The 26,436-nt window shown below is 60.5% G+C and carries 17 protein-coding genes; 7 read left to right on the top strand and 10 right to left on the bottom strand.

The annotated features are described in order from the left end of the window. Nucleotides 1-23: 23 nt before the first annotated feature. Genes FHT29_RS20060 through FHT29_RS20070 form a run of 3 tightly spaced genes read left to right on the top strand, consistent with a single transcriptional unit; the run spans nt 24 to nt 5,195 of the window. Nucleotides 24-782 carry a response regulator transcription factor gene (locus FHT29_RS20060; protein WP_037193758.1) on the top strand — a complete coding sequence of 253 codons (759 nt, stop codon included), beginning with the start codon at nt 24-26 and terminating at the stop codon, nt 780-782. After that, entirely contained in the window at nt 779-2,194 is a 1,416-nt protein-coding gene (locus FHT29_RS20065; RefSeq protein WP_047559755.1) for a HAMP domain-containing sensor histidine kinase, read from the top strand. The genes FHT29_RS20060 and FHT29_RS20065 overlap by 4 nt, the downstream gene beginning before the upstream one ends. 40 nt (nt 2,195-2,234) lie before the next feature. Further along, nucleotides 2,235-5,195: a bifunctional [glutamine synthetase] adenylyltransferase/[glutamine synthetase]-adenylyl-L-tyrosine phosphorylase gene (locus FHT29_RS20070; protein WP_047559758.1), complete on the top strand. Its 2,961-nt coding sequence runs from the start codon at nt 2,235-2,237 to the stop codon at nt 5,193-5,195. Here FHT29_RS20070 and FHT29_RS20075 read toward each other — a convergent pair whose 3' ends face one another. Then, on the bottom strand, nt 5,196-7,511 hold the full coding sequence (locus FHT29_RS20075; RefSeq protein WP_037193763.1) for a PAS domain-containing sensor histidine kinase: 2,316 nt from the start codon (nt 7,509-7,511) through the stop codon (nt 5,196-5,198). Between the two features lie 229 nt (nt 7,512-7,740). Next, the gene (pepN, locus tag FHT29_RS20080; RefSeq protein WP_047559761.1) at nt 7,741-10,389 is read right to left on the bottom strand and encodes an aminopeptidase N; all 2,649 of its coding nucleotides are present in this window, start codon (nt 10,387-10,389) and stop codon (nt 7,741-7,743) included. A 493-nt stretch (nt 10,390-10,882) separates the two neighbouring features. Between pepN and FHT29_RS20085 the strand changes: the two genes are divergently transcribed. Then, nucleotides 10,883-11,758 (top strand): hypothetical protein, encoded by an 876-nt coding sequence (locus tag FHT29_RS20085; RefSeq protein ID WP_047559764.1) that lies wholly within the window; start codon nt 10,883-10,885, stop codon nt 11,756-11,758. Nucleotides 11,759-12,085: 327 nt separating this feature from the next. Here FHT29_RS20085 and FHT29_RS20090 read toward each other — a convergent pair whose 3' ends face one another. From FHT29_RS20090 to FHT29_RS20115, 6 genes are all read right to left on the bottom strand, one after another. Further along, the gene (locus FHT29_RS20090; protein ID WP_037193769.1) at nt 12,086-12,277 is read right to left on the bottom strand and encodes a hypothetical protein; all 192 of its coding nucleotides are present in this window, start codon (nt 12,275-12,277) and stop codon (nt 12,086-12,088) included. 140 nt (nt 12,278-12,417) lie between these two features. Beyond that, nucleotides 12,418-13,305, bottom strand: coding sequence for a uracil-DNA glycosylase (locus FHT29_RS20095; RefSeq protein WP_037193771.1), 888 nt, complete (start codon nt 13,303-13,305; stop codon nt 12,418-12,420). 55 nt (nt 13,306-13,360) lie between these two features. Next, nucleotides 13,361-14,650, bottom strand: a complete 1,290-nt coding sequence (locus tag FHT29_RS20100; RefSeq protein WP_037193774.1) for an Hsp70 family protein — start codon at nt 14,648-14,650, stop codon at nt 13,361-13,363. A 240-nt stretch (nt 14,651-14,890) separates the two neighbouring features. Beyond that, complete coding sequence (locus FHT29_RS20105) at nt 14,891-18,010, bottom strand: efflux RND transporter permease subunit (RefSeq protein ID WP_037193775.1); 3,120 nt, start codon at nt 18,008-18,010, stop codon at nt 14,891-14,893. Then, nucleotides 18,007-19,245 (bottom strand): efflux RND transporter periplasmic adaptor subunit, encoded by a 1,239-nt coding sequence (locus FHT29_RS20110; RefSeq protein ID WP_168600064.1) that lies wholly within the window; start codon nt 19,243-19,245, stop codon nt 18,007-18,009. The genes FHT29_RS20105 and FHT29_RS20110 overlap by 4 nt, the downstream gene beginning before the upstream one ends. 528 nt (nt 19,246-19,773) lie before the next feature. Further along, complete coding sequence (locus tag FHT29_RS20115) at nt 19,774-20,562, bottom strand: SDR family oxidoreductase (protein WP_168600065.1); 789 nt, start codon at nt 20,560-20,562, stop codon at nt 19,774-19,776. 294 nt (nt 20,563-20,856) lie between these two features. Here FHT29_RS20115 and FHT29_RS20120 point away from each other — a divergent pair, with 294 nt between their 5' ends. Together FHT29_RS20120 and FHT29_RS20125 are read left to right on the top strand one after the other, a co-directional pair. After that, nucleotides 20,857-22,521 carry an electron transfer flavoprotein-ubiquinone oxidoreductase gene (locus FHT29_RS20120; protein ID WP_168600066.1) on the top strand — a complete coding sequence of 555 codons (1,665 nt, stop codon included), beginning with the start codon at nt 20,857-20,859 and terminating at the stop codon, nt 22,519-22,521. A gap of 6 nt (nt 22,522-22,527) precedes the next feature. Continuing rightward, a complete protein-coding gene (locus FHT29_RS20125; protein WP_047562177.1) occupies nt 22,528-23,055 on the top strand; it encodes a GNAT family N-acetyltransferase in 528 nt (175 codons plus the stop codon). Nucleotides 23,056-23,115: 60 nt separating this feature from the next. Here FHT29_RS20125 and FHT29_RS20130 read toward each other — a convergent pair whose 3' ends face one another. Then, complete coding sequence (locus tag FHT29_RS20130) at nt 23,116-24,030, bottom strand: DMT family transporter (protein ID WP_047562185.1); 915 nt, start codon at nt 24,028-24,030, stop codon at nt 23,116-23,118. Nucleotides 24,031-24,174: 144 nt separating this feature from the next. Here FHT29_RS20130 and FHT29_RS20135 point away from each other — a divergent pair, with 144 nt between their 5' ends. Next, a complete protein-coding gene (locus FHT29_RS20135) occupies nt 24,175-24,648 on the top strand; it encodes an Lrp/AsnC family transcriptional regulator (RefSeq protein WP_037193784.1) in 474 nt (157 codons plus the stop codon). 66 nt (nt 24,649-24,714) lie between these two features. On the opposite strand, the gene mgtE is transcribed toward FHT29_RS20135, so the two are convergent. Then, nucleotides 24,715-26,088, bottom strand: a complete 1,374-nt coding sequence (gene mgtE, locus FHT29_RS20140; protein WP_047562175.1) for a magnesium transporter — start codon at nt 26,086-26,088, stop codon at nt 24,715-24,717. Nucleotides 26,089-26,436: the final 348 nt, after the last annotated feature.

Below are 26,436 nucleotides of genomic sequence, written 5' to 3' on the forward strand. Positions count from 1 at the left end.
ACTGGCTTCAAGGCAGGTGAAAAATGACGACCGCTGGCCAACATGCCGTGACCTCTTCCGATTCCGGTTGTGCCGATACGCCCTCGGCGGGTAATGTCGCCCACATGAAGATTCTGATCATCGAAGACGATCTCGAAGCGGCGGCCTACCTCACCAAGGCGTTTCGCGAGGCCGGCATAGTTGCCGATCACGCAAGCGACGGCGAGAGCGGTCTCTTCATGGGCACCGAGAACACCTACGATGTTGCCATCATCGACCGCATGCTGCCCCGCCGCGACGGACTGTCCGTCATCAGCGAATTGCGCCGCAAGGGCGTACATACGCCGGTCCTCATTCTCTCCGCGCTCGGCCAGGTGGATGATCGCGTCACCGGCTTGCGTGCCGGCGGCGACGATTATCTGCCGAAGCCCTATGCTTTCAGCGAGTTGCTGGCGCGCGTCGAGGTCCTCGGCCGTCGCAAGGGTACGCCGGAGCAGGATGTGCTCTATCGCGTCGGCGATCTGGAGCTCGACCGGCTGTCGCATGAGGTGCGCCGCGGCGGCAAGGAGATCCCGCTGCAACCGCGCGAATTCCGCCTGCTGGAATATCTGATGAAGAATGCCGGCCAGGTTGTCACCCGCACCATGCTGCTCGAGAATGTCTGGGATTACCATTTCGATCCGCAGACCAACGTCATCGACGTACATGTCTCGCGGCTGCGCTCCAAGATCGAGAAGGATTTCAGCCAGCCGCTGCTCAAGACGATCCGCGGCGCCGGCTATATGATCAAGGATGAGGGATGAGTCGCTTTCGCGTCCTCTTCAAGTCCACCGCAGTCCGCCTTTCAGCCCTCTACATCCTTCTTTTTGCGCTCTGTGCCGCCACGCTCGTTTTCTACGTGACGGCCATGTCCGAGCGGTTGCTGACCGGTCAGATCCGCGATGCCGTTCAGCAGGAAGTCAATCAGGTCAAGCGTGCCTACGATATTGGCGGCCTGAACCTGCTCTTGCGCACGATGGAGCGTAGGGCCCGCCAGCCGGGCGCCAATCTCTACGTCATTGCCGGCCCCTCCGGCGATATCCTCGCCGGCAACGTCGCCTCGGTGCAGCCCGGTGTACTCGGTCAGGCCGGCTGGACGGAACTGCCTTTCACCTACGAGCGCTATACCGACGCAACCAACGATCCGGAGCGCCGGCATCTGGCGATCGCCAATATCTTCATTCTCGACAACGGCCTGCGCATCCTGATCGGCCGCGACCTCGGTGAACCGGAGCGCTTCCGCCTGCTGGTACGCCAGGCGCTGATGCTGGCGCTGGCGATCATGGGGGTCGGTGCGCTGGTCATCTGGTTCGGTATCGGCCGCAACGCCTTGAAGCGCATCGACCGGATGACGGATGCCAGCCGTAAGATCATGGCGGGTGACCTTTCGCAGCGCCTGCCCGTTGGGGGCTCCGGCGATGAGTTCGACCGCATGTCGGCATCGCTGAACGCCATGTTGGGGCGCATCGAGAAATTGAACGAAGGCTTGCGGCAGGTCTCCGACAATATTGCGCATGACCTGAAAACGCCGCTGACGCGGTTGCGGAACAAGGCTGCGGAGGCGGTCGACAATGGCGATAGCGAGGGCCGTCGCGTCGCGCTCGAGGGCATCATCGGCGAATCGGACCAGCTGATCCGCACCTTCAACGCGCTGCTGATGATTTCCCGCGTCGAGGCGGGGTCCGTGGCGGCCGAAATGACCGCCGTCGATCTTTCTTCCATCGTCGCCGATACGGCCGAACTCTATGAACCGGCCGCAGAAGAGGTTGGCCTAGCGCTCACGGCCGACATCGAGCCGGATGTGGAGGTGCAGGGCAATCGCGAACTGATCGGCCAAGCGCTGTTCAACCTCATCGACAACGCCCTCAAATATGCGGCCGGTTGCCGTGGCGAGCCGGCGGTGACGTTCAAGCTGTCGCGCACGCATGATGCTGTCATGCTTGCCGTTGCGGACCACGGTCCCGGCATTCCCGCCCATCAGCGCGCCGATGTGATCAAGCGCTTCTTCCGCCTGGACGAAAGCCGCTCCAAGCCGGGAACGGGCCTTGGCCTGGCGCTGGTGGAAGCCGTCATGGAGCTGCATGGAGGCCGGCTCGAGCTTTCGGATACCGATCCCGAGCATTCCGATGCCAAGGGACTAACGGTCACCATGATCTTCCCCACACAGAAACAATAGACTAATCCTGCCTTATCCGATTGCTCTTGGGGAGAGCTGCATGACGACGACGCAAGGCGATTTGTTGCGGGATGTCCCGCCTGGGCGGTTGCGGCCGCTGAACCAGACGGAATTGAAGTCCACGCTCGCCGATCTCAAGCAGATCGCCGGCGTGGAGCCGGCAATCGCCGCCCTGCTAGGCGGCGAGAGTTCCCTGCGGGATTTTGTCGTCGCCGCGCTGGCACTGTCGCCCCATCTGCGCGAAATGGCCAATCTCGAACCGTCGCTGCTCGTTGCGGCCATCGAGAAACCCTTGTCGCCGCAGATCAAGGCACTGGTCGAACAGGCCCGTCGTGCCTGGTTGCCGGCGGAAGACGGTGGGGCGTCGCCTTCGGAATCCGAAGTCATGAGCCGTCTGCGGGTGGCCAAACGCCGGGCCGCCTTCCTGATCGCGCTTGCCGACCTTGCGCGTATCTATGACGGGAGGGTGACCACCCGCTGGCTGAGCGCCCTTGCGGAAGCTTCCATCTCCGCGGCGATCGACCATCTGCTGTTGTCTTCGCACGTAGCCGGCAAGATCTCGGTTGCCGATCCCGCCGCTCCAAGCCGGAAATCGGGCCTGATCGTGCTCGGCATGGGCAAGCTCGGTGCTGAGGAGCTGAATTACTCGTCCGATATCGACATCGTCGTTTTCTTTGACGAAACGGCCGGTATCGTTCCCAATCCGGAAGACGCGATCGATATCTTTCCGCGGCTGATGCGCCGGCTGGTGCGCATTTTGCAGGAGCGCACGGCCGACGGCTACGTGTTCCGCACCGACCTGCGTCTGCGGCCCGACCCCGGTTCGACGCCGCTTGCGATCCCTGTCGATGCGGCGATGATCTATTATGAGGGCAGGGGGCAGAACTGGGAGCGCGCCGCTTTCATCAAGGCCCGGCCCGTCGGCGGCGACATCGCCGCGGGGCAGGCCTTCATCCGCGATCTCGTGCCCTTCGTCTTTCGCAAATATCTCGACTATGCCGCGATATCGGACATTCATTCCATCAAGCGGCAGATCCATGCGCACAAGGGGCACGGCGCCATTGCGGTCAAGGGCCACAATGTCAAGCTTGGCCGCGGCGGCATTCGCGAGATCGAGTTCTTCGTACAGACGCAGCAGCTGATCGCCGGCGGCCGCATGCCGGCGCTGCGCTGCCGTTCGACGGAGGAAACGCTGGCGGAGCTGACCAAGGCGAAATGGATAGACGCGGAAACGCGCGACGAGCTGGCGGCCGCCTACTGGTTCCTGCGCGATGTCGAGCACCGCGTGCAGATGGTGCGCGACGAGCAGACGCATCTGCTTCCGGAGACGGACACCGAGCTGAAGCGCGTTGCTTTCATGATGGGGTTTGCCGACGTATCGGCTTTTTCCGTGGCTTTGGTAACGACCTTGAAAACGGTCGAGCGACGCTATGCCCGCCTGTTCGAGCAGGAAACAAAACTGTCGACCGAAACCGGCAATCTGGTCTTCACTGGTCAGGGTGATGATCCCGATACGCTGGAGACGCTGCGACGTCTCGGCTTCGAGAGACCTTCGGATATTTCCAACGTCATCCGCACCTGGCACTACGGGCGATATCGCGCCACGCAATCGGTCGAGGCGCGCGAGCGGCTGACCGAGCTGACGCCCGAGCTGCTGAGGGTCTTCGGCGAAAGCAAGCGGGCTGACAAGGCGCTGCTGCGCTTCGACAGCTTTATCTCCGGATTGCCGGCGGGCATTCAGCTCTTCTCGCTGCTCAGCACCAATCCGGCATTGCTCTCGCTCATCGTCAACATCATGTCGTCGGCACCGCGGCTCGCCGAGATCATAGCCGCCAAGCCGCATGTCTTCGACGGCATGCTGGACCCGGGTCTCATGGCCGAACTGCCGACACGGGACTATCTGGCGGAGCGCATCAGAAGCTTTCTGGCGCCGGCAAGGCATTATGAGGAGGTGCTGGACCGCTTGCGCATCTTTGCGTCCGAACAGCGCTTCCTGATTGGCATTCGCCTGCTGACGGGCGCGATCGGTGGTTTCATGGCCGCCCGCGCCTTCACCTATCTCGCCGATCTGATCGTCGAGGCGGCGCTGGATGCTGTAATGAAGGAAATCCGCGCGGCCCATGGCGAATATCCCGGCGGCCGCGTCGCCGTCGTCGGGATGGGCAAGCTCGGCAGTTTCGAGCTCACGGCAGGTTCCGACATCGATATCATCCTGCTGTACGACTATGACGATACGGCAGGTGAATCCTCAGGTCCGAAGCCGCTGGATGCGACCCGTTATTTCACCCGCATCACCCAGCGCCTGATCGCGGCTCTTTCGGCCCCGACGGCCGAAGGCGTACTCTATGAGGTCGACATGCGCCTGCGCCCCTCGGGCAACAAAGGCCCGGTCGCCACGCGCATCAACTCCTTCGAAAGATACCAACGCGAGGAAGCCTGGACCTGGGAACATATGGCGCTTTCGCGAGCGCGCCTGATCTGCGGCGACGAGGAACTGACGCTGAATGCCGAACGCATCATCGGCGAGGTTCTTTCCGCAAGGCGAGATATCGCCAAGATCGCCAAGGATGTCCTGGAGATGCGCAGACTGATCGAACAGGAGAAGCCGCCGGAAAGCATCTGGGATCTGAAACTGATCCCCGGCGGGCTGATCGATATCGAATTCATTGCGCAATATTTGCGGCTCATCGCGCCGACTCGCGGCGTCGGCATAGATGCGAACGGCCTCAGTACGGCCGATGCATTGAAATTGCTCGGCGGCAGTCTGATGGACCGCAACGATCTCGATGTTTGTCTGGAGGCCCTGCATCTCTATACAGCGCTGTCGCAGCTGATCCGGCTTTGCATCGACGGTTTGTTCGATCCGGGACATGCACCTTCGGGGCTGATCGAGCTGGTCTGCCGTGCCGGCGACTGTCCCGATATTCGCACGCTCGAAGCGGAGCTGAAGCGGCTCTCGAAGGCGGTACGAAAAATATTCCAGACAACGGTGGGAAGCTGATCAGCGCCGATCGGGAATGCGAATAGCGATGACCGTGCCGACGCCCTCGCGGGAGCGGATACGCATGCGGCCGTTATGCAGCGCGGTCAGCGATCGCGAAATCGCGAGCCCCAGGCCGGAGCCTCCCTTGCTTTTCGCATATTGGCTTTGCACCTGCTCGAAGGGTTGGCCGATCTTGCTCAGGGCCGACTTTGGAATGCCGATGCCGGTATCGGCGATGATCAGCACTACGGCATCCTCGACCTTGCGGGTACGAACCGCGATGCGGCCGCCGTCATTGGTGAATTTCACGGCGTTGGAGAGCAGATTGAGCACGATCTGCTTCATGGCGCGGCGATCGGCGCTGAGCCTGATATCGGCAGAGATGCACTGCTCGACGAGAATATTCTTGTGTGTGGCCGGAATGCGGGTGAGACGCAGGCATTCCTCGATCAATGGAGCGAGGTCGACCTGCTCGCAGCTGAGCTTGATATGGCCGGCCTCGATTTTGGACATGTCGAGGATATCGTTGATGACGTTCAGCAGATGCTTGCCGCTGTCATGGATATCCTTGGCATATTCATTGTATCGCGCCGAGCCGAGCGGGCCGAACATCTGATCCTGCAGGATCTCCGAAAAGCCGAGGATGGCGTTGAGCGGCGTGCGCAGCTCATGCGACATATTGGCGAGGAATTCCGATTTCGCCCTGTTGGCGGCCTCGGCGCGTTCCTTTTCGCAAAGGTAATTGGCATTGGCGGTCGACAGTTCCGCCTTTTGCCGTTCCAGAATCTGACGTGAAGCCGAGAGATCGTTGATCGTCGCCATCAGCCGTCGCTCGGATTCGCGCAGCCGTTCCTGGTTGCGCTTCAACTGTGTAATGTCGGTGCCGACGGAAACGAGGCCGCCGTCACGGGTCCGGCGTTCGTTGATCTGCAGCCAGCGCTCATCTGCAAGCTGGACTTCCGTCGTCTGCGAATGATTGGAGCGGCCGGGATCGACAATGCGGCGCTCGATGACTGGCCGAGCCGCGGCCGCGTTGACCATGGCGCGTTCGGCCCCCGGCACGAGCACCTTGTCCGGCAGTCCGTAAGCCTGCTGGAAGTGGGCGTTGCACATGACAAGGCGATCATTCTTGTCCCACAAGACGAAGGCTTCTGAGGTGCATTCGATCGCATCGGCCAGCCGCTGGTCGGCTTCGGCGTAGCGCTGCGCCAGCCGATGCTGTTCGGTGACGTCCATGGCGATGCCGATCATGTGCACGCGGCCGGAATTGGTGCGAATGACCTGGGCGCGGGCACGCATCCAGACATAATGCCCCTTGGCATGGCGAATGCGAAGAATCTGGTCCACCTGGCCGGCGCTGCCGCGGGTGACGGAGCGGGCCAGCATATGCAGGCTGTTGTCATCCGGGTGCATCAGGCGTGCCGCATCGGTGAAGGCGAGCGGCTTGTCGGCGGCCGGCATTCCAAGCATGTCGTACATCGACCGCGACCAGAAGAACTTGCGGCTGGTGAAATCGAAATCCCAGAGGCCGCAACGGCCGCGGGAAAGGGCCGTCTCGACGCGCAGGTTGGATTCGAGGAAGATTTCGTCGGCATCGCGGGCCCGCTTCACCTGCGTGTAATAGGCATAGAGAATGACGAGCAGAATGGAGGAAATGCCGGCAAAGAGCGTGACGTTGAGCGTCAGCTCATCGCGCCAGAGCTTGTCGATCTGCTCCATCGATGCGGCCGACAGAATGAAATCGCCCTTGTCGCCGATCAATGAAATCGCCGCATAATAAGGCTCGCCGTCGATCATCGTCTCGATGACGCCGGCGTGATCGCCGAAATTCCGGATGGCAGATACCTCGGGAAAGAAGTCGAAGATCAACATGCCGATATAGGCGGAGCCGGCGGCGGATGAGCCGAAAACCCTTCCGCTCGACTGCACGAGCAGAACGAATGCGCCGCTATCCAGCCGATCCTGCGGCAGGTAAGTCGCAAGCTTCCGCTCCGCGTCGCTCCGGTTGCCGGCCTGGAACAGGCTGGCATCGTTTGAAAGGGCGGCCGATGCGGCGGCGATGGAAAGCGAGGTCGCGCGCCGGGCTGACGCCGCCATCCGGCCATGTTCGGTGACCATGCCGAAGAAATGCGAGGCGGCAACCACCATCAGGAAGGAAATGATGAGGACCGGGATGATGCGCTTGAGGATATGTTCGGTCTGCGGGAAGCGACGCGACATCGTCTCCACCCGGACACCCGTCCGATCAGTAACGCCGCTATGCCAGGATTTCAGACCGTCGAAATTAACACGCAGCCGTCCATCGGCCGCGGTTGCCCGCCGCACGTCCACCATCGCTCTAGCCTTGTCCCTCGTGTGATTCGCTGCGCCGCTCGCCCGAATCTGCCTTAATGAATCACTCGCGATTCGCCTTGTCCAGAGGGCGAGGTAAAACTTTCTTAACCATCTGTGATTTCAGCATCTTTTGTACACGCACCGGTAAGTTGCGTGCATTCGGGACTCGCTGAAGCTGAAAAAGATGCCGCAAGTCAGCCGTCTCGATCGACGGCCGGCAAGACCGGGATCATTCCTTCAGGATGCGCTCCACGATATCCCGCACGTCGCTCGAAAGACCGCCGGCCCGTTCGATCCGCACCAGAGCCGAGCGGGCATGGTCGGCGCGCACCGGTTCCAGCAGGCGCCAGGAGCGCATCGAAGTCAAAATACGGGCGGCAAGCTGCGGGTTGCGTTGATCGATATCGAGGATCTCGTCGGCGAGGAAGCCGTAGCCGGCGCCGTCGGCCCGGCCGAAGCCGGTCGGGTTGGCGAAAACGAAGGTGCCGAGCACGGCGCGCACGCGGTTCGGATTGGTGCGCTTGAACAGCGGCGTTTCCATGAGCCGCTGGATGCGCTCCAGCGCGCCTGCGCCGGGAATCCCGGCCTGGATGGCGAACCATTTGTCGATGACCAGAGCATTTTCGGAGAAGCGCTCGCGGAAATGCTCGAGGGCAGCGGCGGTTTCCGCCGTCTCGGGAAAGCGATGCGCGAGAATGGTCAGTGCGGCGCTGAGATCGGTCATGTTGTTTGCCGCGTCATAGGCGGCCTTTGCACGGGCGGGCGTACCATCCAGTTGCGACAGATAGGTCAGAGCCGCATTGCGCAGCGCCCGGCGCCCGGCGCTTGCCGCGTCCGGGCTGAATGATCCTGGCGTCTGCATGCTGTCGTAAAGCGCAGCAAAGATGTCCTTGCCGGTTTCGGCGACCCGCTTGAGGATCGCCTGGCGAGCCGTGTGGATGGCATCGGGATCGTTGTTGCCGCCGAGTTCGCGGGCAATGTCGGCTTCGCTCGGCAGGGCAAGCGCCTGTGCTCGGAAGGCCGGCTCCAGGCTGTCATCGCCCGCTGCCGCCAACAACGCGTCGACGAAGGCGGAATCGCAGGTGACGGCAATGCCTTGACGTGCATCGCGAGCCGCCTGCAGGAGGTTAGGCAGCCCAAGATCGATCAGCGCCTGCCAGCGGGCGAAGTGATCGGTTTCGTAACGAGCGATCAGCGCCAGATCCCGGGCGCTTTGGTTGAACTGCAGGTTGATCGGCGTCGAGAAGCTGCGGTTGAGCGACAGAACCGGCCGCGAGGGGATGCCGTGGAAGACCACCGTCTGCGCCTTTTCCGTGAGGTGCAGGACGTCGTCGGTCAGTTCCGCCCCGGCCACAGACGTCGGGGCGATCACAGCGCCGTTTTCGGCAATCAGCGCCAGACGCAGCGGAATATGCAGGGGCTTTTTGGTCGTCTGGCCCGGCGTGTTTGGCTGCATTTGTTCGAGCGACAGCGTGAAGGTCTTGGCGGCGGCATCATAGTCGCCGGAGGCGGTTACGAGAGGTGTGCCGGCCTGGTGATACCAAAGCGAAAACTGCGTGAGGTCGCGGTCGCTGACATCCTCGAAACATCTAACGAAATCCTCGATCGTCACAGCCTGTCCGTCGTGCCGATCGAAGTAGAGGTCCATGCCCTTCTTGAACAGGTCGCGGCCGAGCAGGGTCGCGATCATGCGCGTGACTTCGCTGCCCTTCTCGTAGACCGTCGTCGTGTAGAAATTGTTGATTTCGCGGTATGTCGTCGGACGCACCGGATGGGCGAGGGGGCCGCTGTCCTCCGGAAACTGCTCCGACTTCAGATGACGGACCTCGGCGATGCGCTTGACCGGCCGCGAGCGCTGGTCGGCGGAGAACTCGTGATCGCGATAGACGGTCAGGCCTTCCTTGAGACAGAGCTGGAACCAATCGCGGCAGGTAATGCGGTTGCCCGTCCAGTTGTGGAAATATTCATGCGCGATGATCGCTTCGATATTGGCGTAGTCGGCATCGGTAGCGGTTTCCGGATCGGCCAGCACGTATTTGTCGTTGAAGACATTGAGGCCTTTGTTTTCCATCGCCCCCATGTTGAAGTCCGAAACGGCAACGATCATGAAGATGTCGAGATCATACTCGCGTCCGAACCGCTCCTCATCCCATCTCATGGAGCGCTTCAGCGCATCCATCGCGTAAGCTGCACGGGGCTCTTTGCCATGCTCGACATAGATCTTCAGCACCACCTCGCGGCCGGACATGGTCGTGAACGTGTCCTCAACGACGCCAAGATCGCCCGCCACGAGCGCGAACAGATAGCTCGGCTTCGGATGCGGATCGAACCAGGCGGCGAAGTGCTTGCCTTCGCCGTAGCCGGCACCGCCGAGGAAATTGCCGTTCGACAGCAGCAGCGGGTTTGCTTGCTTGTCGGCGATGATATTGACCGTATAGGGAGCGAGAACATCCGGCCGGTCGGGGAAATAGGTGATGCGGCGGAACCCTTCGGCCTCGCACTGCGTGCAATAGACGCCGCCGGTGCGATAGAGGCCCATCAACTGTGTATTGGCCTCCGGATTGATCACCGTCGTGATGGTGAGCTCGAAGGGCGTGCTTTCCGGCAGGTCGCGAATGGTCAGGCTGTCCGGCGAAGCTTCATATTGTCCGGCCGGAACTTCGTCCTGATCGAGCAGCAACCCGGAAAGAACCAGCTCATCGCCGTCGAGCACGAGCGGGGCTTTCGGATCGGTGCCTTCCCGCCGGTGAAAGATCAGCCGCGCTTCGACCTTGGTCTCGGTCGGATGCAGATCGAAAGTGAGATCCACGCGTTCCAGAACGAAGTCGGTGGGACGATATTCTGCCAGATAGACAATCTGGCCGGTGTCTGTTCGCATGGTCCATCCTGATCAAGGCTTATGCTATGGCGGGCGCAATCCGAAGCCTTACCTCGGACTGGAAGTCGCCGCATCATTACATCGAAATCTGAACCAAAGTTAAAGTCATATCATTACATCGTTATGTTTTGTTATGGCACAGCAAGTATTCGATCGACGGGCAGCTTCCGTTTCAGGTTGAATGCCACTCTTGGATGTGTATCCGGCCGCCGCGTAATCATTCTCCGGCTGTTTTTGCTGCCTTTGCAGCGATTGCGGTCACATCGTTCAGACGGGTCGTCATTGCCTTGCTGTCATCGAAAACAGCGTGCGCAGACAGAGAAGAGTTATTTAAAGTAAATTATTTGTTTAATCTCTTACGGTATGAGTGCGTCTACACAACTATAGCATGCTATAGGCTTTCGGAATTATGATCGATTCCGGTGAACTCGTTCACAAAAATAAAACATCCTGTATTATCGGCAGTTGAGAAGGGCACCCCAAGGAGGCCCGATTGAGCTTTTCCATTGAGCAACTTGCTCGCCATCCCAAATTCATATCATCGTTGCGCTTCCTCGCGGAATCGTTGCGGAACCGCTACGATCATGGCCCGCGGATTGCGCGAATGCTTGCCTCGCATCAGCGCTGGCTTTTGACCCAGACGGCCTATGCGCTTCATTTCGAATACGATCCGGCGGTACCTGGCTCCGGTCTGACCGTCGTCAGCCTTCGCGATCTTATCACGCGTCATCGGGTCGCCAGCCGCAACACGGTGCTGAGCTTTATCGAGGAACTGCTCACCTATCGCTTCCTCGTGCCGGCCCCCGGCCATGTTCGACGCCCCCGGCGCTATGTGCCGACCGAGATCAGTCACACGGCGATGTTTGGCTGGTATCTGTCCAATCTGGCGGCGCTGGATCTGCTCGACGATGGCGTGCGTGCGGTCGCACTTGCCACCTCTCCGGCGCTGATGGATCTGGCACAACCGCGCATGGCGCGTCACTGCCTGGAGGCGGAAGTCTGGCGCGAGCCGCCGGAGGGCGTTGGCTTGTTTTTATGGACCGAGGCCGGTGGTCTTGTCGTCGACCACATCATGGCGAAAATGGATCTGAGCGCGGAGATGGACAGCCACATCGATATCGGGCGCGTCGATGCGCGCGCACTGGCGGCTCACTTCATGATATCCCGGACCCATCTGCAACGCCTTTTGCGCAAATCCGCCGATCGTGGCGACATAGGCTGGTATGACGAACCCAAGAAGACGCGTATGTGGATATCGCGCGATTTTCTGGATCAGTATTGCGGATGGCAGGCTGTGAAGCTTGCGGCGATAGACGAGGCTTTCGCCTGGGCGCAGTCTGCCGCAGGGCGCCCCGATCCGAAACAATAACGGCGGCGAGACGCAGCCGGGCGTCGATACCCGGCGGTGCTTCATGAGATCTTCTTTTGGATAGTCTAAACGATGGGCCGGATCATCGATCCCGCCCATGAGGCCTCATAGAGGAATGCTGGCCACTGCTGCCCGTGCGGGGCTTGAGTCTTTGCATTCGTCCCTGCCAAGATTGCGAGCGCGCTCGAATTCCTCGGCAGCGCGCACCGCGGAGCCGATATGGCCGACCGAATCAAAGAGGGTGATGAGCGAACGCAAACCCGAAGACATGCTGCAATTCCTGAAAATCAAAGGCGAGGCTATGCCGCAACCCGCGGCCACGCTTGTTCAGCAGGCGCGGAAATCGGCGAAGATGGCGGTCGGACGGCTGACGCGAGCCGAGATTCCGGTGCCTCGGGCTGTCATCTGCTCGTTGGCAGCGACGCCGAGATTGCGATGTCCGTTTGTAGCGCGCACGGGCTCGAGAGCGCGACGCAGGGTGTCAAACCCGCAGTGAATAGGACGAAAACGTGAACTCATGGCCTTGGTTCCTTTTGAGATTCCTCCCAAGACACAGCTATATATTGCAGTGCAACATCCATTTCGCAATGCACAGCCGCGAAAGACTGCCATGCTACAAATGCATGGCTAGTGTCATTTTTTGTTAACCGTGGCGAAAATCAGCCTAATATTTCGGCGTCGAGACGATTCTTGAAAGCGAGCAGATCATTCCATGCCAGCCGCTTATTGATCGGCGCGGTGAGCAATTCCTGCGGATGAAGGCTGGCGATTGCCGGGATCGTTCGGCCGAGAATGCTGATTTCCCGCCATTGTCCGCGCAGTCCGTGGATGGTCTCGCCGCTGTCGAAGAAATGACGCGCGGTGAAATTGCCGAGCAGCAGCAATGCTTTCGGTTCCGTGAGCGCTATCTGCCGCTCTATGAACGGACGGCATATCTCGATTTCCGGTGCCGAGGGAGTGCGGTTGCCCGGCGGCCGCCACGGAATGACGTTGGTAAGCAGGATATCGTCGCGCCGAAGGCCGATGGCGGCCAGCATCTTGTCCAGCAACAATCCGGCGCGGCCGGCAAAGGGCACGCCTTCCCGATCGTCGTCGGCACTCGGCATCGGGCCGATCACCATGATCCGGCTTTCGGCCGTGCCGCTCGCAAAGATCGTCGAGCGGGCGCTGTTTTTCAGATTGCAGCCGTTGAAGGCCTCGATTGCAGTCTTCAGCTCGGCAAGCGACCGCGCGCTTTCAGCCGCGAATCGGGCCTGCTCCATAACCTGTTCGTCGGGGATCGCGGGCGCATTGCGCGGCGAGGTGGGGGGCGGTACGGCAACTGGCTTCGCGCTCTGACGACGATCCGGCTGCGCTTTCGCCGCAGGCGGCGGCGCTTCGTCACGCGACGGCGCCGCCCTTGCCCCCAGTCGTGCGGCCCGCATGGCTTCGAATTCGGCAAATCGGTCGACCGGCTGCTCTTCCAGCAGCCAGTCGACCCCGGCATCCGCATGAAAATGCAGGAGAGCGGCAAGTTCGGCCGGTGTTAGGTCGCTGGCGGAGATCATGGACGAACTGTAGCCAATGCGGCACAGGAACGAAAGAGCAGGGCAGCGTGCTCTATCACGCCGTCCACTGGGCGATGTCCTCGCGCTCGCCGATCAGCGCAAGGCCATGGGCGATCGAGAGCAGCTCGCCGCCCGTCTCGATGCGCTCCTGACCGAAGCGTTCCGTGAAGATGCGCCGCACAGCCGGCACGAAGGACGTGCCGCCCGTCAGGAATACCTTGTCGATCGCGTCGGGTGACGTCCTCGTGGTCGTCAGCACATCGTCCAGCGCGCCTTCGATACGGGCAAGGTCGTCTGCGATCCACTTTTCGAAGTCCGCCCGGCGGACACGCGTGCGGCCGGCCTTGCCGAGGGGTGGGAAGTTGAACTCCGCCTCTTCATCAGCCGAAAGGGCCATCTTCGTTGCCGACACGGCCTGATAGAGCGGATAGCCTTCGTCATGCTCGACGAGTTCGATGAAGGTCTCCAGCTTTTCCGGCTCCAGGCTGCTGCGAACCAGCGTTTTCAGGTCGGCATATTCGCGCGAGGTCTTGAAGATGGAGAGCTGGTTCCAGCGGCCGAAGTTGGCGTAATAGGAGGTGGGCATTTCCAGCAGCTTGTCGAAGCTCCTGAAGAAGCTGCCCTTGCCGATTGCCGGCGAGACGATGTTGTCGATCATCCGGAAGTCGAAATGATCGCCGGCAATGCCGACACCGGAATGGCCCATCGGGGTGGCGGTGAGCTTGCCGGCATGGGTCTCGAAGCGGATGAGCGAATAGTCCGTCGTGCCGCCGCCGAAGTCGGCTACCAACACGGTCGCATCCTTCTTCAGATGCTGGGCGAAGTAGAAGGCGGCCGCCACCGGCTCATAGACATAGTGGATTTCCGGGAAGCCGATGCGGGACAGGGCCGCGTTGTAGCGTTCCGTGGCGAGTGCGGGGTCGGGATTGGCGCCGGCAAAATGCACCGGCCGGCCTGTAACGATCCGTGAGACTTCGGTGGGCCAGCCATCTTCCGCATAGGCGCGCAGGCGCCGCACGAAAATCTCCATCAGATCTTCGAAACGATGGCGTTTGGCGTAGATGAGCGTGCCCTGGAAAAGCGCGCTTGCCGCAAAAGTCTTGATCGACTGCAGAAAGCGACAGTCACCGGGATTGTCGATGAACTGCCGGATCGCCGCATGTCCGGCCTCGACCTTCAGTGCCGCAGCGCCCAGCGCCGGGTCCTTCATGAAGGAGAGCGCCGTGCGCATGCTGTCGGACGTGCCTGTTGCGCTGTTGAAGGCGACCGATCGGGTGTCGGGCCCATCGGCCATGGCCAGAACCGTATTCGTCGTGCCGAAGTCGAAACCAAGCGCCCGAGCCATGCCCGCACTCCTTTCCGTCGAAATTTTCAGGATTGGGACAGAGCCCCTGTGAGGCGCGAGACGCGCCACTATCGCAAAGAGGGCGCGTCATGACATGGCTGGGTAGCAAGTGCAAGACTTGGCGATGGGTTTTATTTGGCCTGTCCAAAGACGCGGCTGGTGACATTCCCGCCTTGCGCGAAGCCATCGGCAATTCCGGGCATGCCAAGCGAAGCAGGCGCCTCTCGGCGCCCGTTGATCTCATTCGGCGGCGATAGCCGTCGGTCTGTCTTTCGGATGCTGGTCCGTGTCCTTGCGTTTGCCGAGGCGAGCCAGAAAGTCGCTCAGGCGGTTCATCTCAAGGAAGATCACCGGCGTGATAAACAGCGTCAGGATCTGCGAGACGACCAGACCGCCAACGACCGCGACACCGAGCGGCTGACGCAGTTCCGAGCTCGCGCCGCCGCCGACGGCAATCGGCAGGGCACCAAGCAGGGCGCAGAAGGTCGTCATCATGATCGGCCGGAAACGGCGAACGCAGGCTTCATGGATCGCCTCCGCCGCAGATACGCCACTGCCCGATCGCAGCGTTTCCAGCGCCACGTCGATCATCATGATCGCGTTCTTCTTGACGATACCGATCAGCATCAGCAAGCCGATGAGGGCGATGATCGACAGGTCGAAACCGAAGAGCTTGAGGGAAAGCAGCGCGCCGAGGGCGGCGGCCGGCAGGCCGGACAGAATGGTCAGCGGATGGATGAAGCTTTCGTAGAGCACGCCGAGGACCACATAGATCGTCAGCACGGCGGCAAGGATCAGATAAGGCGTGCTGCCCTGCGACTGCTGGAAGATCTGGGCGGTGCCGCCATAGGACGTGAAGACGTCCGCCGGCATGTTGAGATCCTTCTTGATCTGATCGATCTGTGCCGTGGCGTCACCGAGGGCTTCGCCCGCAGGCAGGTTGAAGGACACGGTGGTCGACACGAGCTGGCCGGTCTGGTTGATGGTGACCGGGCCGGTGGTGCGCTCGACATGGGCGAAGTTCGACAGCGGAACCAGGGCGCCACTTGCGGAGGCGACCCGGATTTCCTGCAGCTTCTGGTCGTCCCAAGGTTTGCTGGTGTCGAATTCGACGATAACGTCATAGCTGTCGCCGGTGGTCTGGATCTGCGCGGCGTTATAATTGCCGAACGCTTCCTCCAGCGTGGTGCGCAGCACATTGTTGTTGATGCCGTAGTTGGCCGCCTTTTCGGTGTCGACGACGATATTGGCCTGCAGCGCATTGTTCTGCTCATCCGAGGCGACATCGGTGAAGCGCGGATCGCGGCGCATCTGGTCTGCGATCTTGTTGGACCAGAGGTCGGTCTTGTCGGCGCTCAACGCCTGAATCACCAGCTGGTATTGACTGGCGGTCTGGCGGCCGCCGAAGCGCAGGCTTTGTTGCGGTGTGATGTAGGCCTTGATACCGGCGATCGTGCCGATGGTGGTGCGTATTTCACGCAGCGTCTGGTCCAGCGGCTCGCGCTGATCCTTCGGCTTCAGCTGGACATACATCGTACCGTTGTTCAGCGGCTGGCGCGCACTGCCGCCGACGATCGACATCACGTGGTCGACGGCGGGGTTCTTTTTGACGAGGGCTGCGGCCTGGTTTTGCAGGTCGCGCATGGCCGAATAGGATATATCCTGTCGAGCCTGGGTGGAGATCTGCAGGCGGCCGATGTCTTCCGTGGGGAAGAAACTCGCCGGCAGCACCATGAACAGATAGGCGGAAAAGCCGATGGAACCAAAGAAGCACACAAGCACGGTCGCGCGATGGCGCAGACACCAGGATACGCCTCTGTCGTAGCCGCGCTGCGTCCAGTCGAAGCCCTTGTTGAAGAGACGAACTGGCAGCGGTGGCTGGCCATGGCCGCTGGAGAGGCGGGAGCTGAGCATCGGTGTAACTGTCAGCGAAACGATCGCCGAAGAGACGATGGCGATGGCGACCACCATGCCGAATTCGTTGAAGATGCGTCCAACGACGCCACCCATCAGAAGAATCGGGATGAATACGGCGATCAGCGATATCGACATCGAGATGATCGTGTAGCTGACTTCCGCCGAACCCTTGATCGCCGCCTGCAATACCGGCATGCCTTCCTCGACATGTCGCAATATGTTTTCCAGCATGACGATTGCGTCATCCACCACGAGGCCGACCGCGAGTGTCAATCCTAGCAGTGAGATGTTGTCGACGCTGTAGCCCAACACATACATCATGCCAAAGGTCGAAATCAGCGACAGCGGCACGGCAAGGCCGGGAATGATCGTTGCCGTCACATGGCCGGTGAAGAGATAGATGACCAGAACGACAAGGCCGATCGTCAGCAACAGCGTGAACTTCACGTCGGAGATGGCGTCACGGATCGGTTGCGCCGAGTCGTTCATGACGCTCGTCGTGACCGAACCGGGAATTTCCGCATGAAGCTGCGGCAGTTTTGCGTTGATTGCATCGACGACGTCGACGGTGTTGGCATCCGGCTGACGCTGGATCGCAAGAATGATGGCCCGTTTGCCATCATACCATGAGCCGGTATTGGTATTTTGCACACTGTCCTGGACGTCGGCGACATCGCTGAGGTGGATCGCCGCGCCATTGGGATTGGCAATGACCAGCGACTTGAACTGCTGAGCATCGGTAAGCTGCGTGTTGGCGTTGATGGTCATGCTCTGTGCGTTGTTCTGCAGAGTGCCGACCGGAACCTGGTTGTTGGCGTTGACGAGCGCGGTGTTGACGGTGTCGATGCCGATGCCGCGGTCCTGCAGCTTGCTCGGATCGACCTCGACACGCACGGCGTAAGTCTGCGCGCCGAAAACGGTCACTTCGGCAACGCCCGGGAGCGTCGACAGCGAAGGGGAGATGATGTCTTCGGCAATTTCGTCGAGCTTGCTGCGCGGCATTGTATCGCTCTGCACGGCAAGAAGCATGACCGGCGCGTCGGCCGGATTGGTCTTGCGGTAGCCCGGCGGGGTCGTCAGGTTATTGGGCAGCTGGCGCGTTGCATTCGAAATTGCCGCCTGAACGTCGGCGGCGGCGGCATCGATACTGCGATTGAGATCGAACTGAAGTACGATGCTCGTATTGCCGAGCGAGTTCGTGGCCGAGATTTCACTGATGCCTGGGATGGTTTCGAACTGCTTGATCAGCGGAGTGGAAACCGATGTCGCCATGGTCTGCGGCGAGGCGCCGGTCAACTGTGCCGAGACGTTGATCGTCGGAAAGTCGACCTGGGGCAAAGCCGCGACCGGCACGAGCTGATAGCCGGCCAAACCGGCCATGACTACACCCAGCGCCAGAAGCGTGGTCGCCACCGGCCGTTGGATACAGAAATTGGGGATCATTGCTGTGCTCCAACCGTAATCGTTTCGCTCTTCCGGCCCGACTGATCATCGGCTGCGGCAAGGTTCTGTGTCTTTCCGTCGTTGAACTGTTCGACGACGGTCTGACCATCGGTCAGCTGTACCTGTCCCTCGACGACGACATGATCTCCTTCCGAAAGACCTTTGGCGACAGCGGTAAAGCCCCCATTCTCGCGCTGTACGGTGACCGGCGTCATATGAACCTTGCCGTCCTTGACGACAAAGGCGAAGAAACCGTCAGCGCCTGGGCTGATGGCAACCGTCGGAGCGACGATTACAGGCTGACTATCGGTAAGGTGGACGATGATGTTGACCGATCGGCCAGGCCAGATAGCTCCATTGGCATTGGCGAACTTTGCCTTGGCAAGGATGGTGCCGGAAGCGGCATCGACCGAATTATCGAAGAAGCTGATTTCGCCCTGGCGAGACTTGCCCTTATCCGAACGCGGAACAGTGCTGACCGGCACGGTGCCAGCCTTCAAAGCTTCCTCCAATTCCCGCAGATGATTTTCCTGCAGATGGAATTGTACGTAGATCGGATCGTATTGGGTGATGGACACGATCGCCGTACCGGGAGTGACATAAGCACCTGGGCTCGGGACGACATTGCCAAGACGCCCATCATACGGGGCTCGGATTTGTGTGTTTTCCAGCAGCACCTGGTCGGCTGCAAGCTGAGCCTTATCAGCGTTGACGTCGGCGACGGCGGTATCGCGTGCCGCAACTGCCTGATCGACTGTTTGCTGCGTCCCGGCGTTGGCAAGCAGGCTCTTGGCTCGGGTGAGGGCTGATTCTGCCGCCACAAGCGTCGCCTGATCCTTGGCTATGGTCGCTTGATCCTTGTCGACGGCGGCTTGTGCAGTCCGTGCGTCGAGCTTTGCGATCAGATCGCCAGCCTTGACCATCACGCCGTCCTTGGCTTCGATCGATGTGATGATGCCGGATTCCTGCGCGGCAATCGTCGTCGCATTCTGCGCAACGGCCGAGCCGGTAGCGGTGACGTCATTTGGAAGGAGTGTTTTTGTTACCGCAACGGTCTTGACGACCGAAGACAGTGCCGCGCGCTTGTGGCTACCTGTCGCCGTCTTGCTGCCGTCCTTGGTTTCTGCGGAGGCCTGATCAACAAATGCCGAAAGAAAAGGAATACGGTCACGATAGCCCCAGACTGCAAGGGCAGCGACGACTAGAAGGCCGAGGGGAAGCCAAAATTTTTTCATATTGAAGAACCGGTCGAAGCGAGTTGCAGAAAGCGCGATGACATCGAGGTGTATTTATTGCGTCGCACAACAAAGACGGGCTTCGCCGCAATCCATCACATCGCCGTTACCGCTAACGTTCGGTAATTCTGTCCCTATAACCTGAATTTATGAACGCTCATCCAGTGCAATTTACCACAGTTCGACATGACGAAAAATTAAAGCTTGGAAAGCTTTCGACTTGCTCTGCATTGTGCGGCGCAGCAAATAGTCAGATGATTATTTTTTGATTGCCGCCATGTAATAAACGGAGGGCTGCATACGCTTTTACAGCGCTTATCGCGTAAAGACAGGCCGCAGGCGTCATGGCGGGCCCGTCTTTGCTCACGTAATTGTGTTGTCAGGCCCCATTTACAAAGGCCTGTTTTCGATTTGCCGATGACGACTTTAGAGCAGTTCCAGGAAAAGTGCGTAGCGGTTTTCCGTCCGGAATTGCGCAAAAACAATAAGCCAGAGCGGTTAGGCGATTCCGTGAAACGCGCAACCGCTCTAGAGGGATCGCGCAGCGCCTCCATCGCAGCGTACCATCGTCCCGGTCACGTAGCTTGCGGGTTCGCTGCAGAGAAAAGCGGCCGTTGCCGCGAATTCCTCGACGCGGCCATAGCGGCCGGCGGGAATGCGGTGCTGACGCTCGGTGCTGACCTCTTCGAGGCTCTTGCCGCCGCGCCTGGCCGTTGCGGCGTCGAGCTCGGCCAGTCGATCAGTGGCGATGCTGCCCGGAAGGAGCATGTTCACCGTGATCCCTTGTGCCGCCACTTCGCTCGCCAAGGTCTTGCTCCAGCCGGCGAGCGCCGGGCGCAGCGTATTGGAGAGCGCCAGATTGGGGATCGGCTCGATGACGCCGGAGGAGGCGACGGTGAGGATGCGTCCCCATCCTTGCGTCTTCATGCCAGGCAACAATGCATTGGTCAGGGTGATGATCCGCGCCACCATGGAGATGAAATAGGTCTCCAATCGCTCGCCGGTCATATCCTCAGTCGTTCCCGGCGTCGGGCCGCCGGTATTGTTGACGAGAATATCGATGCCGCCGAGTTTCTCGGTAACGGCCTTGCCAATGATCTCGATGAAATTCTCGTCGTTGAGATCGGCCCAGATCCAGTCGGCCCGGCCTTTCCCCTCGGCGTTGATGGCCTTGCAATTATTGTCAAGCCTCTCGCCGTTGCGGCCGCAAAGCAGGACGTTTACTCCCTCGCGTGCCAGCGCAACGGCGATACCATGCCCCAGCCCCTTGGAAGAGGCGAGCACCAGCGCGCGTTTCCCGTCGATACGAAGATCCATCTTGATCACCCTTCTGCTATCTCGAAGTTCTCAAGTGGAACTTATAGAGCGGCATCAGCCGATTTTGAAAGCCACAGCGTGACAGCGACCAGGTAAAAGGGATCAAAAGTTGACGTTAACGTAAAGGTAATTTAACTTGATTGCTAGTTGGGCGAATTGGAGGATTGCCTGTCGCTTCCCGGCTCGACAATCCCTTCCCATTTTGACAAGAGATAACCGAAATGGGGAAGACGCCCAAAGGGGACAAGGCCGCGCTTCGATGCCATCGGGCGTCCGGCCAATCGGAGAGAGTATATGACTGACGCGAGCGAGCTGCCTGAACGCGAGAGCATGGAATTCGACGTCGTGATTGTCGGGGCGGGTCCTGCGGGGCTTTCTGCGGCGATCCGGCTGAAACAGGTCAATCCGGACCTGACCGTCGTCGTGCTCGAGAAGGGCGCCGAGGTCGGCGCGCACATCCTGTCGGGTGCCGTCGTCGATCCGATCGGCATCGATCGCCTGCTGCCTGGCTGGCGCGAGGAGGAGGGCCATCCATTCAAGACCGAAGTGACAGCGGATCACTTCCTGTTCTTGGGCCCGGCCGGCTCCATCCGGCTGCCGAACTTCATAATGCCGCCGCTCATGAACAATCACGGCAACTACATCGTCTCGCTCGGCAATGTCTGTCGCTGGCTGGCCGAGAAGGCGGAAGCGCTCGGCGTCGAGATCTATCCCGGCTTTGCCGCGACCGAGGTGCTCTATAATGACAAAGGCGCCGTCATCGGCGTCGCCACGGGCGACATGGGGATCGAGAAGAACGGCGAGCCCGGCCCGAACTATACGCGCGGCATGGAACTGCTCGGCAAATATGTGCTGATCGGCGAGGGCGTGCGCGGCTCGCTCGCCAAGCAGCTCATTGCCAAATTCGACCTCTCGAAAGATCGCGAGCCGCAGAAATTCGGCATCGGCATCAAGGAACTCTGGCAGGTCAAGCCGGAGAACCACAAAAGGGGTCTGGTGCAGCACTCCTTCGGCTGGCCGCTCGGCTTCAAGACAGGTGGAGGCTCATTCCTTTATCATCTGGAAGACAATCTGGTCGCCGTCGGCTTCGTCGTGCACCTGAACTACAAGAACCCCTATCTCTATCCCTTCGAGGAATTCCAGCGCTTCAAGACGCATCCGGCGATCCGCGGCACCTTCGAGGGCGGCAAGCGCATCTCTTACGGTGCACGCGCCATCACCGAGGGCGGTTATCAGTCGGTGCCGAAGCTGACCTTCCCGGGCGGCGCGCTGATCGGCTGTTCGGCCGGTTTCGTCAACGTGCCGCGCATCAAGGGCAGCCACAATGCTGTGCTGTCGGGCATGCTGGCGGCGGAAAAGATCGCGGCGGCGATTTCCGCCGGACGCGCCAATGACGAAGTGATCGAGATCGAGACCGAATGGCGCCAGACGGATATCGGCAAGGATCTGAAGCGGGTGCGCAATGTTAAGCCGCTCTGGTCGAAGTTCGGAACGCTCATCGGTATCGGCCTTGGCGGTCTGGACATGTGGACGAACCAGCTTTTCGGCTTCTCATTCTTCGGCACGCTGAAGCACGGCAAGACGGATGCTCAATCTCTCGAGCCCGCGTCCAAGCACGAGAAGATTAACTATCCGAAGCCGGATGGCGTCTTGACCTTCGATCGGCTGTCCTCGGTATTCCTGTCGAACACCAACCACGAGGAAGACCAGCCGGTGCATCTCAAGGTCAAGGACATGGCGTTGCAGATATCGTCGGAGCACGACATTTTTGCCGGCCCCTCGACCCGCTACTGTCCGGCAGGCGTCTATGAATGGGTGGAGAAGGATGGCAAGGAGGTCTACGTCATCAACGCCCAGAACTGCGTCCACTGCAAGACCTGCGACATCAAGGACCCCAACCAGAACATCAACTGGGTGCCTCCGCAGGGCGGCGAAGGGCCTGTCTATCCGAATATGTGAGATGCAATGACAGAGGTCGGGCAAGGCGCCTGGGCGATCCGTCTGGCTCGGCCGGAAGAGCAGCATTTGCTTGCTGATATCGAGATCGATGCGTTCTGGGCGTTGCATGAGGCCGGTGCCGTGGCCTGCGAGCCGACATCGCTGTCAATCGAAGTGCTCAGGCAGTCACAGGCGGAGCAGCTGCTGTTCGTCGCCGTCGATGACGGCGGCCAGCCGTTCGGCTTCCTTGCCGGCATCCTTAAGGATGGTTCCGTTCACATTGCCGAAATCGATGTTGTCAGGCATTGGCAGAAGAAGGGCGTCGGAAGGCGTCTGATGGAAGCTGTCATAGCGGCGGCGAAAACGCAGGGTGCTGCGGGCGTCACTTTGACGACCGACCGACTTGTGGCCTTCAACGCGCCTTTCTATGCCTCGCTGGGATTTCGAATATTGGGCAATGAAGAGATGCCGGCTGAGTTGACGCGGATCCTGGAGAATGAGGTCGCGCACGGCGCCGATCCGGCCAGACGCGTGGCGATGGCGCTTCGGTTCTGATCCGTATCCCAGGGTGGGCCAGATCGCCAATCCGAAGCGCCATGATGTCGAAGACAGGAATTAATGCTGGGCGCTTTTCCGGGCGACCAGACCGGTGGAGAGAGCAACACCTATGCCGGTGACGACGGCGGCTGCAATGCCAGCCGCTCCGATTTCCTCACCGAGCAGGAACCCGCCGCCGATGGTGGCGAGAACAGGCGTGATGGCGGTGAAGGCTGCGGCCTGCGTGCCGCCGAGGGCCTGGACGGCAAGACCGTAGGCCAGGGTGGCGGCAAGGCCGGACAGCAGCCCCTGGCTGACGATCTGCAGGCCGATTTCCGGCAACGGCACCGACGCGAGCGAGCTGCCGAAGACGAAGGCCAGTCCGACATGGATGAGAAAGGACCAGACGGCGATGATGGCGCTCGATTGCAGCGCGCTCAAGCCCGAGCGGCGGAAGGCATGGGTGTAGCTTGCCCAGAGCAAGGCTGCGAGCGGCAGCAGCGTGAAGCCTTCCCAGGAGATCTGCACGCCGTAAAGACTGCGTGCCAGCAGGATGACGACGCCGGCGACGATGCCGGCAAGGCCGAGCCAGCGGGTCACATCGAGCCGTTCACGAAACAGCGTCACGCCGATTAGGGCGGCGGCCAGCGGCATGGAACCGCCGAGCAGGATGCCGGCTGCCGAGGCCGGGGTGAATTGAATGGCGAAGGTGGTCAACTGAAAGAACAGGGCGCCGGAACCGCAGACCATCAGCGCCAGCAGCTTCAGCGGCACGCCTTTCGGCAGCAGGCCGGTCCGCCACCAGACGGGGGCCAATACCAGGGCCGGCACGCCGTAGCGGATCAGGCCGAGGTCGATCGTGCTCATCTGCGTCTCGGCCGTGTGGCGTGTCGCCAGAATCCAGTTCGCCCAGATCAACACGGTGACGATAGCGCCCGCATAGCCGATCGCTGTGGGGCTGATTTTGCGGGTGGGGAGGGTCAAGGCGGTCATCGACATATCCTTTCCAACGATCCAGTTTGTCTTTCGATGGGAAGAAGATAGCGCCGAAGGCCGAGGCATGTCCTTGCTAGTTGTGGCTCAAAAAACATGATACAGGCAATAATCTGCCAATATGGACGCTTGAGTTTCTCAGATATGCCAAAACTGGATAAATTCGATATTGCCATCCTCAACTGTCTTCAGGAGGATGCGCGCGCCACCAATGTCGAGATCGCCGAGCGCGTCAATCTTTCGCCGTCACCCTGTTTGAGGCGCATCCGCAACCTGGAAAAATCCGGCCTACTGCGCGGTTACCGCGCCGATATCGATCGCAAGGAGGCCGGCCTCGGCCTCACGGTTTTCGTCGAACTCAAGGTCGGTCATCACTCGAAGGAAAATTCCGAGGCGCAGCAGGCAGCATTGCTCGCCATTCCGGAGGTCGTGGCCTGCCATTTGATTTCGGGAACGGCCGATTTCCTCGCGGAGGTCGTGGTGGCGGACCTTGCCGCCTATGAGAAGGTGATGTCGGAAAAGCTTTTGGTGCTTCCCGGCGTGGTCGATCTGCGCTCGAACTTTGCGATCCGCACGATCAAGACCAATGGTGCCCTGAAACTGCCACAGCCTGAATGAAACAGGCGAAGTGAAAATGAAAAGGGGCCGTTGCAGGCCCCTTTTTGGATGAGAGCCTGATGATCCTCAGAGCATCGTTCCGCTGAGGATCATCAGCGCGACCGAGAAGTAGATCACCAGCCCGGTGACGTCGACCAGCGTCGCAACGAAGGGCGCCGATGCGCTGGCCGGGTCGAGCCGCAGCTTCTGCAAAACGAACGGCAGCATCGAGCCGGCAAGCGAACCGAACGTCACGATGCCGATCAAGGCTGCAAAGACAGTAAACGCGACGAGCTGCCAGTGCGGACCGTAGTCGAAGAGACCGATGGTCTGCCAGAGCACGATGCGGGCGAAGCCGACGAGACCGAGAATTGCGCCGAGCACGATGCCCGTCGGCAGTTCACGCAGAGCCACGCGCCACCAGTCCGCAAGCTTTAGCTCGCCGAGCGCCAGCGCCCGGATGATCAGCGAGGTTGCCTGCGAGCCGGAATTGCCACCGGAGCTCATGATCAGCGGGATGAACAGCGTCAGCACGACGGCTTTTTCCAGTTCGCCTTCGAAATGCTGCATGGCGCTTGCCGTCAGCATTTCGCCGAGGAAGAGGGCGGCGAGCCAACCGGCGCGCTTGCGGATCATGCCGCCAAAGCTGATCTTCATGTAGGGCTGACCGAGTGCTTCCATGCCGCCGAACTTCTGGGCGTCTTCGGTCGTATCGGCAATCATCGTGTCGATGACGTCGTCGACGGTGACGATGCCGAGCATGTGGCCCTTGTCGTCGACAACCGGAAGCGCCAGCAGATCGTGGCGCCGGATCAGACGGGCGACGTCCTCCTGCTTCATCAGTGGCTGCGCCGTTACCGGCGTGCCCTTCTGTGCGACGGTGAGGATACAGGCGTCGGGCTCGCCGGTGATGAGGCGGCGCAGCGTCACGACATGCAGCAGCACATGTGTCTCGTCGTCGAGCACATAGATGGCATAGACGGTTTCGCGGGAGCGCTCGACCTGGCGAACGTGGTCGAGCGTCTGCGCAACGGTCCAGCTTGCCAATACGCTCACGAACTCTGTCGTCATGATGCCGCCGGCGGTGCGCGGCGGGTAGCCCATCAGGCCCTGGATCGCTTGCCGGGCATGCTCGTCGAACGTGGCGAAGAGCCGGGCACGGGTGTCGATATCCATCTCGAGCAGCACGTCGGCGACACGGTCGTTGGACATGCCGTGCAGCAGCCGGGAGGCGTCCGCATTGCCCATGACTTCGAGAATTTTGGATGCGTTGCGCAATTCCGGCCGGTCGAGAATGCGCACGGCGCGCTCTTCCGGCATTTTGGCGAGAATGCGCGCAGCCTCGCCCACATCGAGCACGTTCAAGGACTCGACGCGTTCCGCGATGGTTACGGCGCGGTTGTTATTGATGAATGCACGAGCGGCGTTGCCAGCCCGCATGGGGAAGCTGTTGATATTCATTAAAGCTCGCCTTTCCAGTCGATCCGCCGTCGTAGCGGATCGTGGCGAGCCGACAGGAGTCGGTTAGTGCACGAATGCTACTGACGGCAAAGGCAATCGACTACTACTGTCGCTAGGCATCTAAAGATGGCTCCGGTTAATCGGCATGGAAAAACATTATTCCCCACGTGGGGGAGAAGTCGCGCCGAAGGCATAAAAAGTCAAGAGGTGGAAGCAGTTAAAGGCACTATGTCGCAAGAAAAATTTCTTTAGGCGGCTGAAAGTTTGTGCGTTGCAACAAATTCCGTTGCGAATGCGTTAAATAGCTTGGCCGGACGCCTCGCGCCCGGCCATATTCGCTGAAAATTT

The sequence above is a fragment of the Rhizobium sp. SG741 genome (assembly GCF_012275435.1).
In the GTDB taxonomy this organism is placed as follows: Bacteria; Pseudomonadota; Alphaproteobacteria; order Rhizobiales; family Rhizobiaceae; genus Rhizobium; species Rhizobium lusitanum.

Coding starts and splice junctions, on each gene's coding strand:
- FHT29_RS20125 (WP_047562177.1), top strand. CDS start 22,528: ATGACAGAGGTCGGGCAAGGCGCCTGGGCGATCCGTCTGGCTCGGCCG.
- FHT29_RS20135 (WP_037193784.1), top strand. CDS start 24,175: ATGCCAAAACTGGATAAATTCGATATTGCCATCCTCAACTGTCTTCAG.
- FHT29_RS20090 (WP_037193769.1), bottom strand. CDS start 12,277: ATGAGTTCACGTTTTCGTCCTATTCACTGCGGGTTTGACACCCTGCGT.
- FHT29_RS20060 (WP_037193758.1), top strand. CDS start 24: ATGACGACCGCTGGCCAACATGCCGTGACCTCTTCCGATTCCGGTTGT.
- FHT29_RS20115 (WP_168600065.1), bottom strand. CDS start 20,562: ATGGATCTTCGTATCGACGGGAAACGCGCGCTGGTGCTCGCCTCTTCC.
- FHT29_RS20095 (WP_037193771.1), bottom strand. CDS start 13,305: ATGATCTCCGCCAGCGACCTAACACCGGCCGAACTTGCCGCTCTCCTG.
- FHT29_RS20075 (WP_037193763.1), bottom strand. CDS start 7,511: ATGGTGGACGTGCGGCGGGCAACCGCGGCCGATGGACGGCTGCGTGTT.
- FHT29_RS20130 (WP_047562185.1), bottom strand. CDS start 24,030: ATGACCGCCTTGACCCTCCCCACCCGCAAAATCAGCCCCACAGCGATC.
- pepN (WP_047559761.1), bottom strand. CDS start 10,389: ATGCGAACAGACACCGGCCAGATTGTCTATCTGGCAGAATATCGTCCC.
- FHT29_RS20070 (WP_047559758.1), top strand. CDS start 2,235: ATGACGACGACGCAAGGCGATTTGTTGCGGGATGTCCCGCCTGGGCGG.
- FHT29_RS20120 (WP_168600066.1), top strand. CDS start 20,857: ATGACTGACGCGAGCGAGCTGCCTGAACGCGAGAGCATGGAATTCGAC.
- FHT29_RS20110 (WP_168600064.1), bottom strand. CDS start 19,245: ATGAAAAAATTTTGGCTTCCCCTCGGCCTTCTAGTCGTCGCTGCCCTT.
- FHT29_RS20105 (WP_037193775.1), bottom strand. CDS start 18,010: ATGATCCCCAATTTCTGTATCCAACGGCCGGTGGCGACCACGCTTCTG.
- mgtE (WP_047562175.1), bottom strand. CDS start 26,088: ATGAATATCAACAGCTTCCCCATGCGGGCTGGCAACGCCGCTCGTGCA.
- FHT29_RS20065 (WP_047559755.1), top strand. CDS start 779: ATGAGTCGCTTTCGCGTCCTCTTCAAGTCCACCGCAGTCCGCCTTTCA.
- FHT29_RS20100 (WP_037193774.1), bottom strand. CDS start 14,650: ATGGCTCGGGCGCTTGGTTTCGACTTCGGCACGACGAATACGGTTCTG.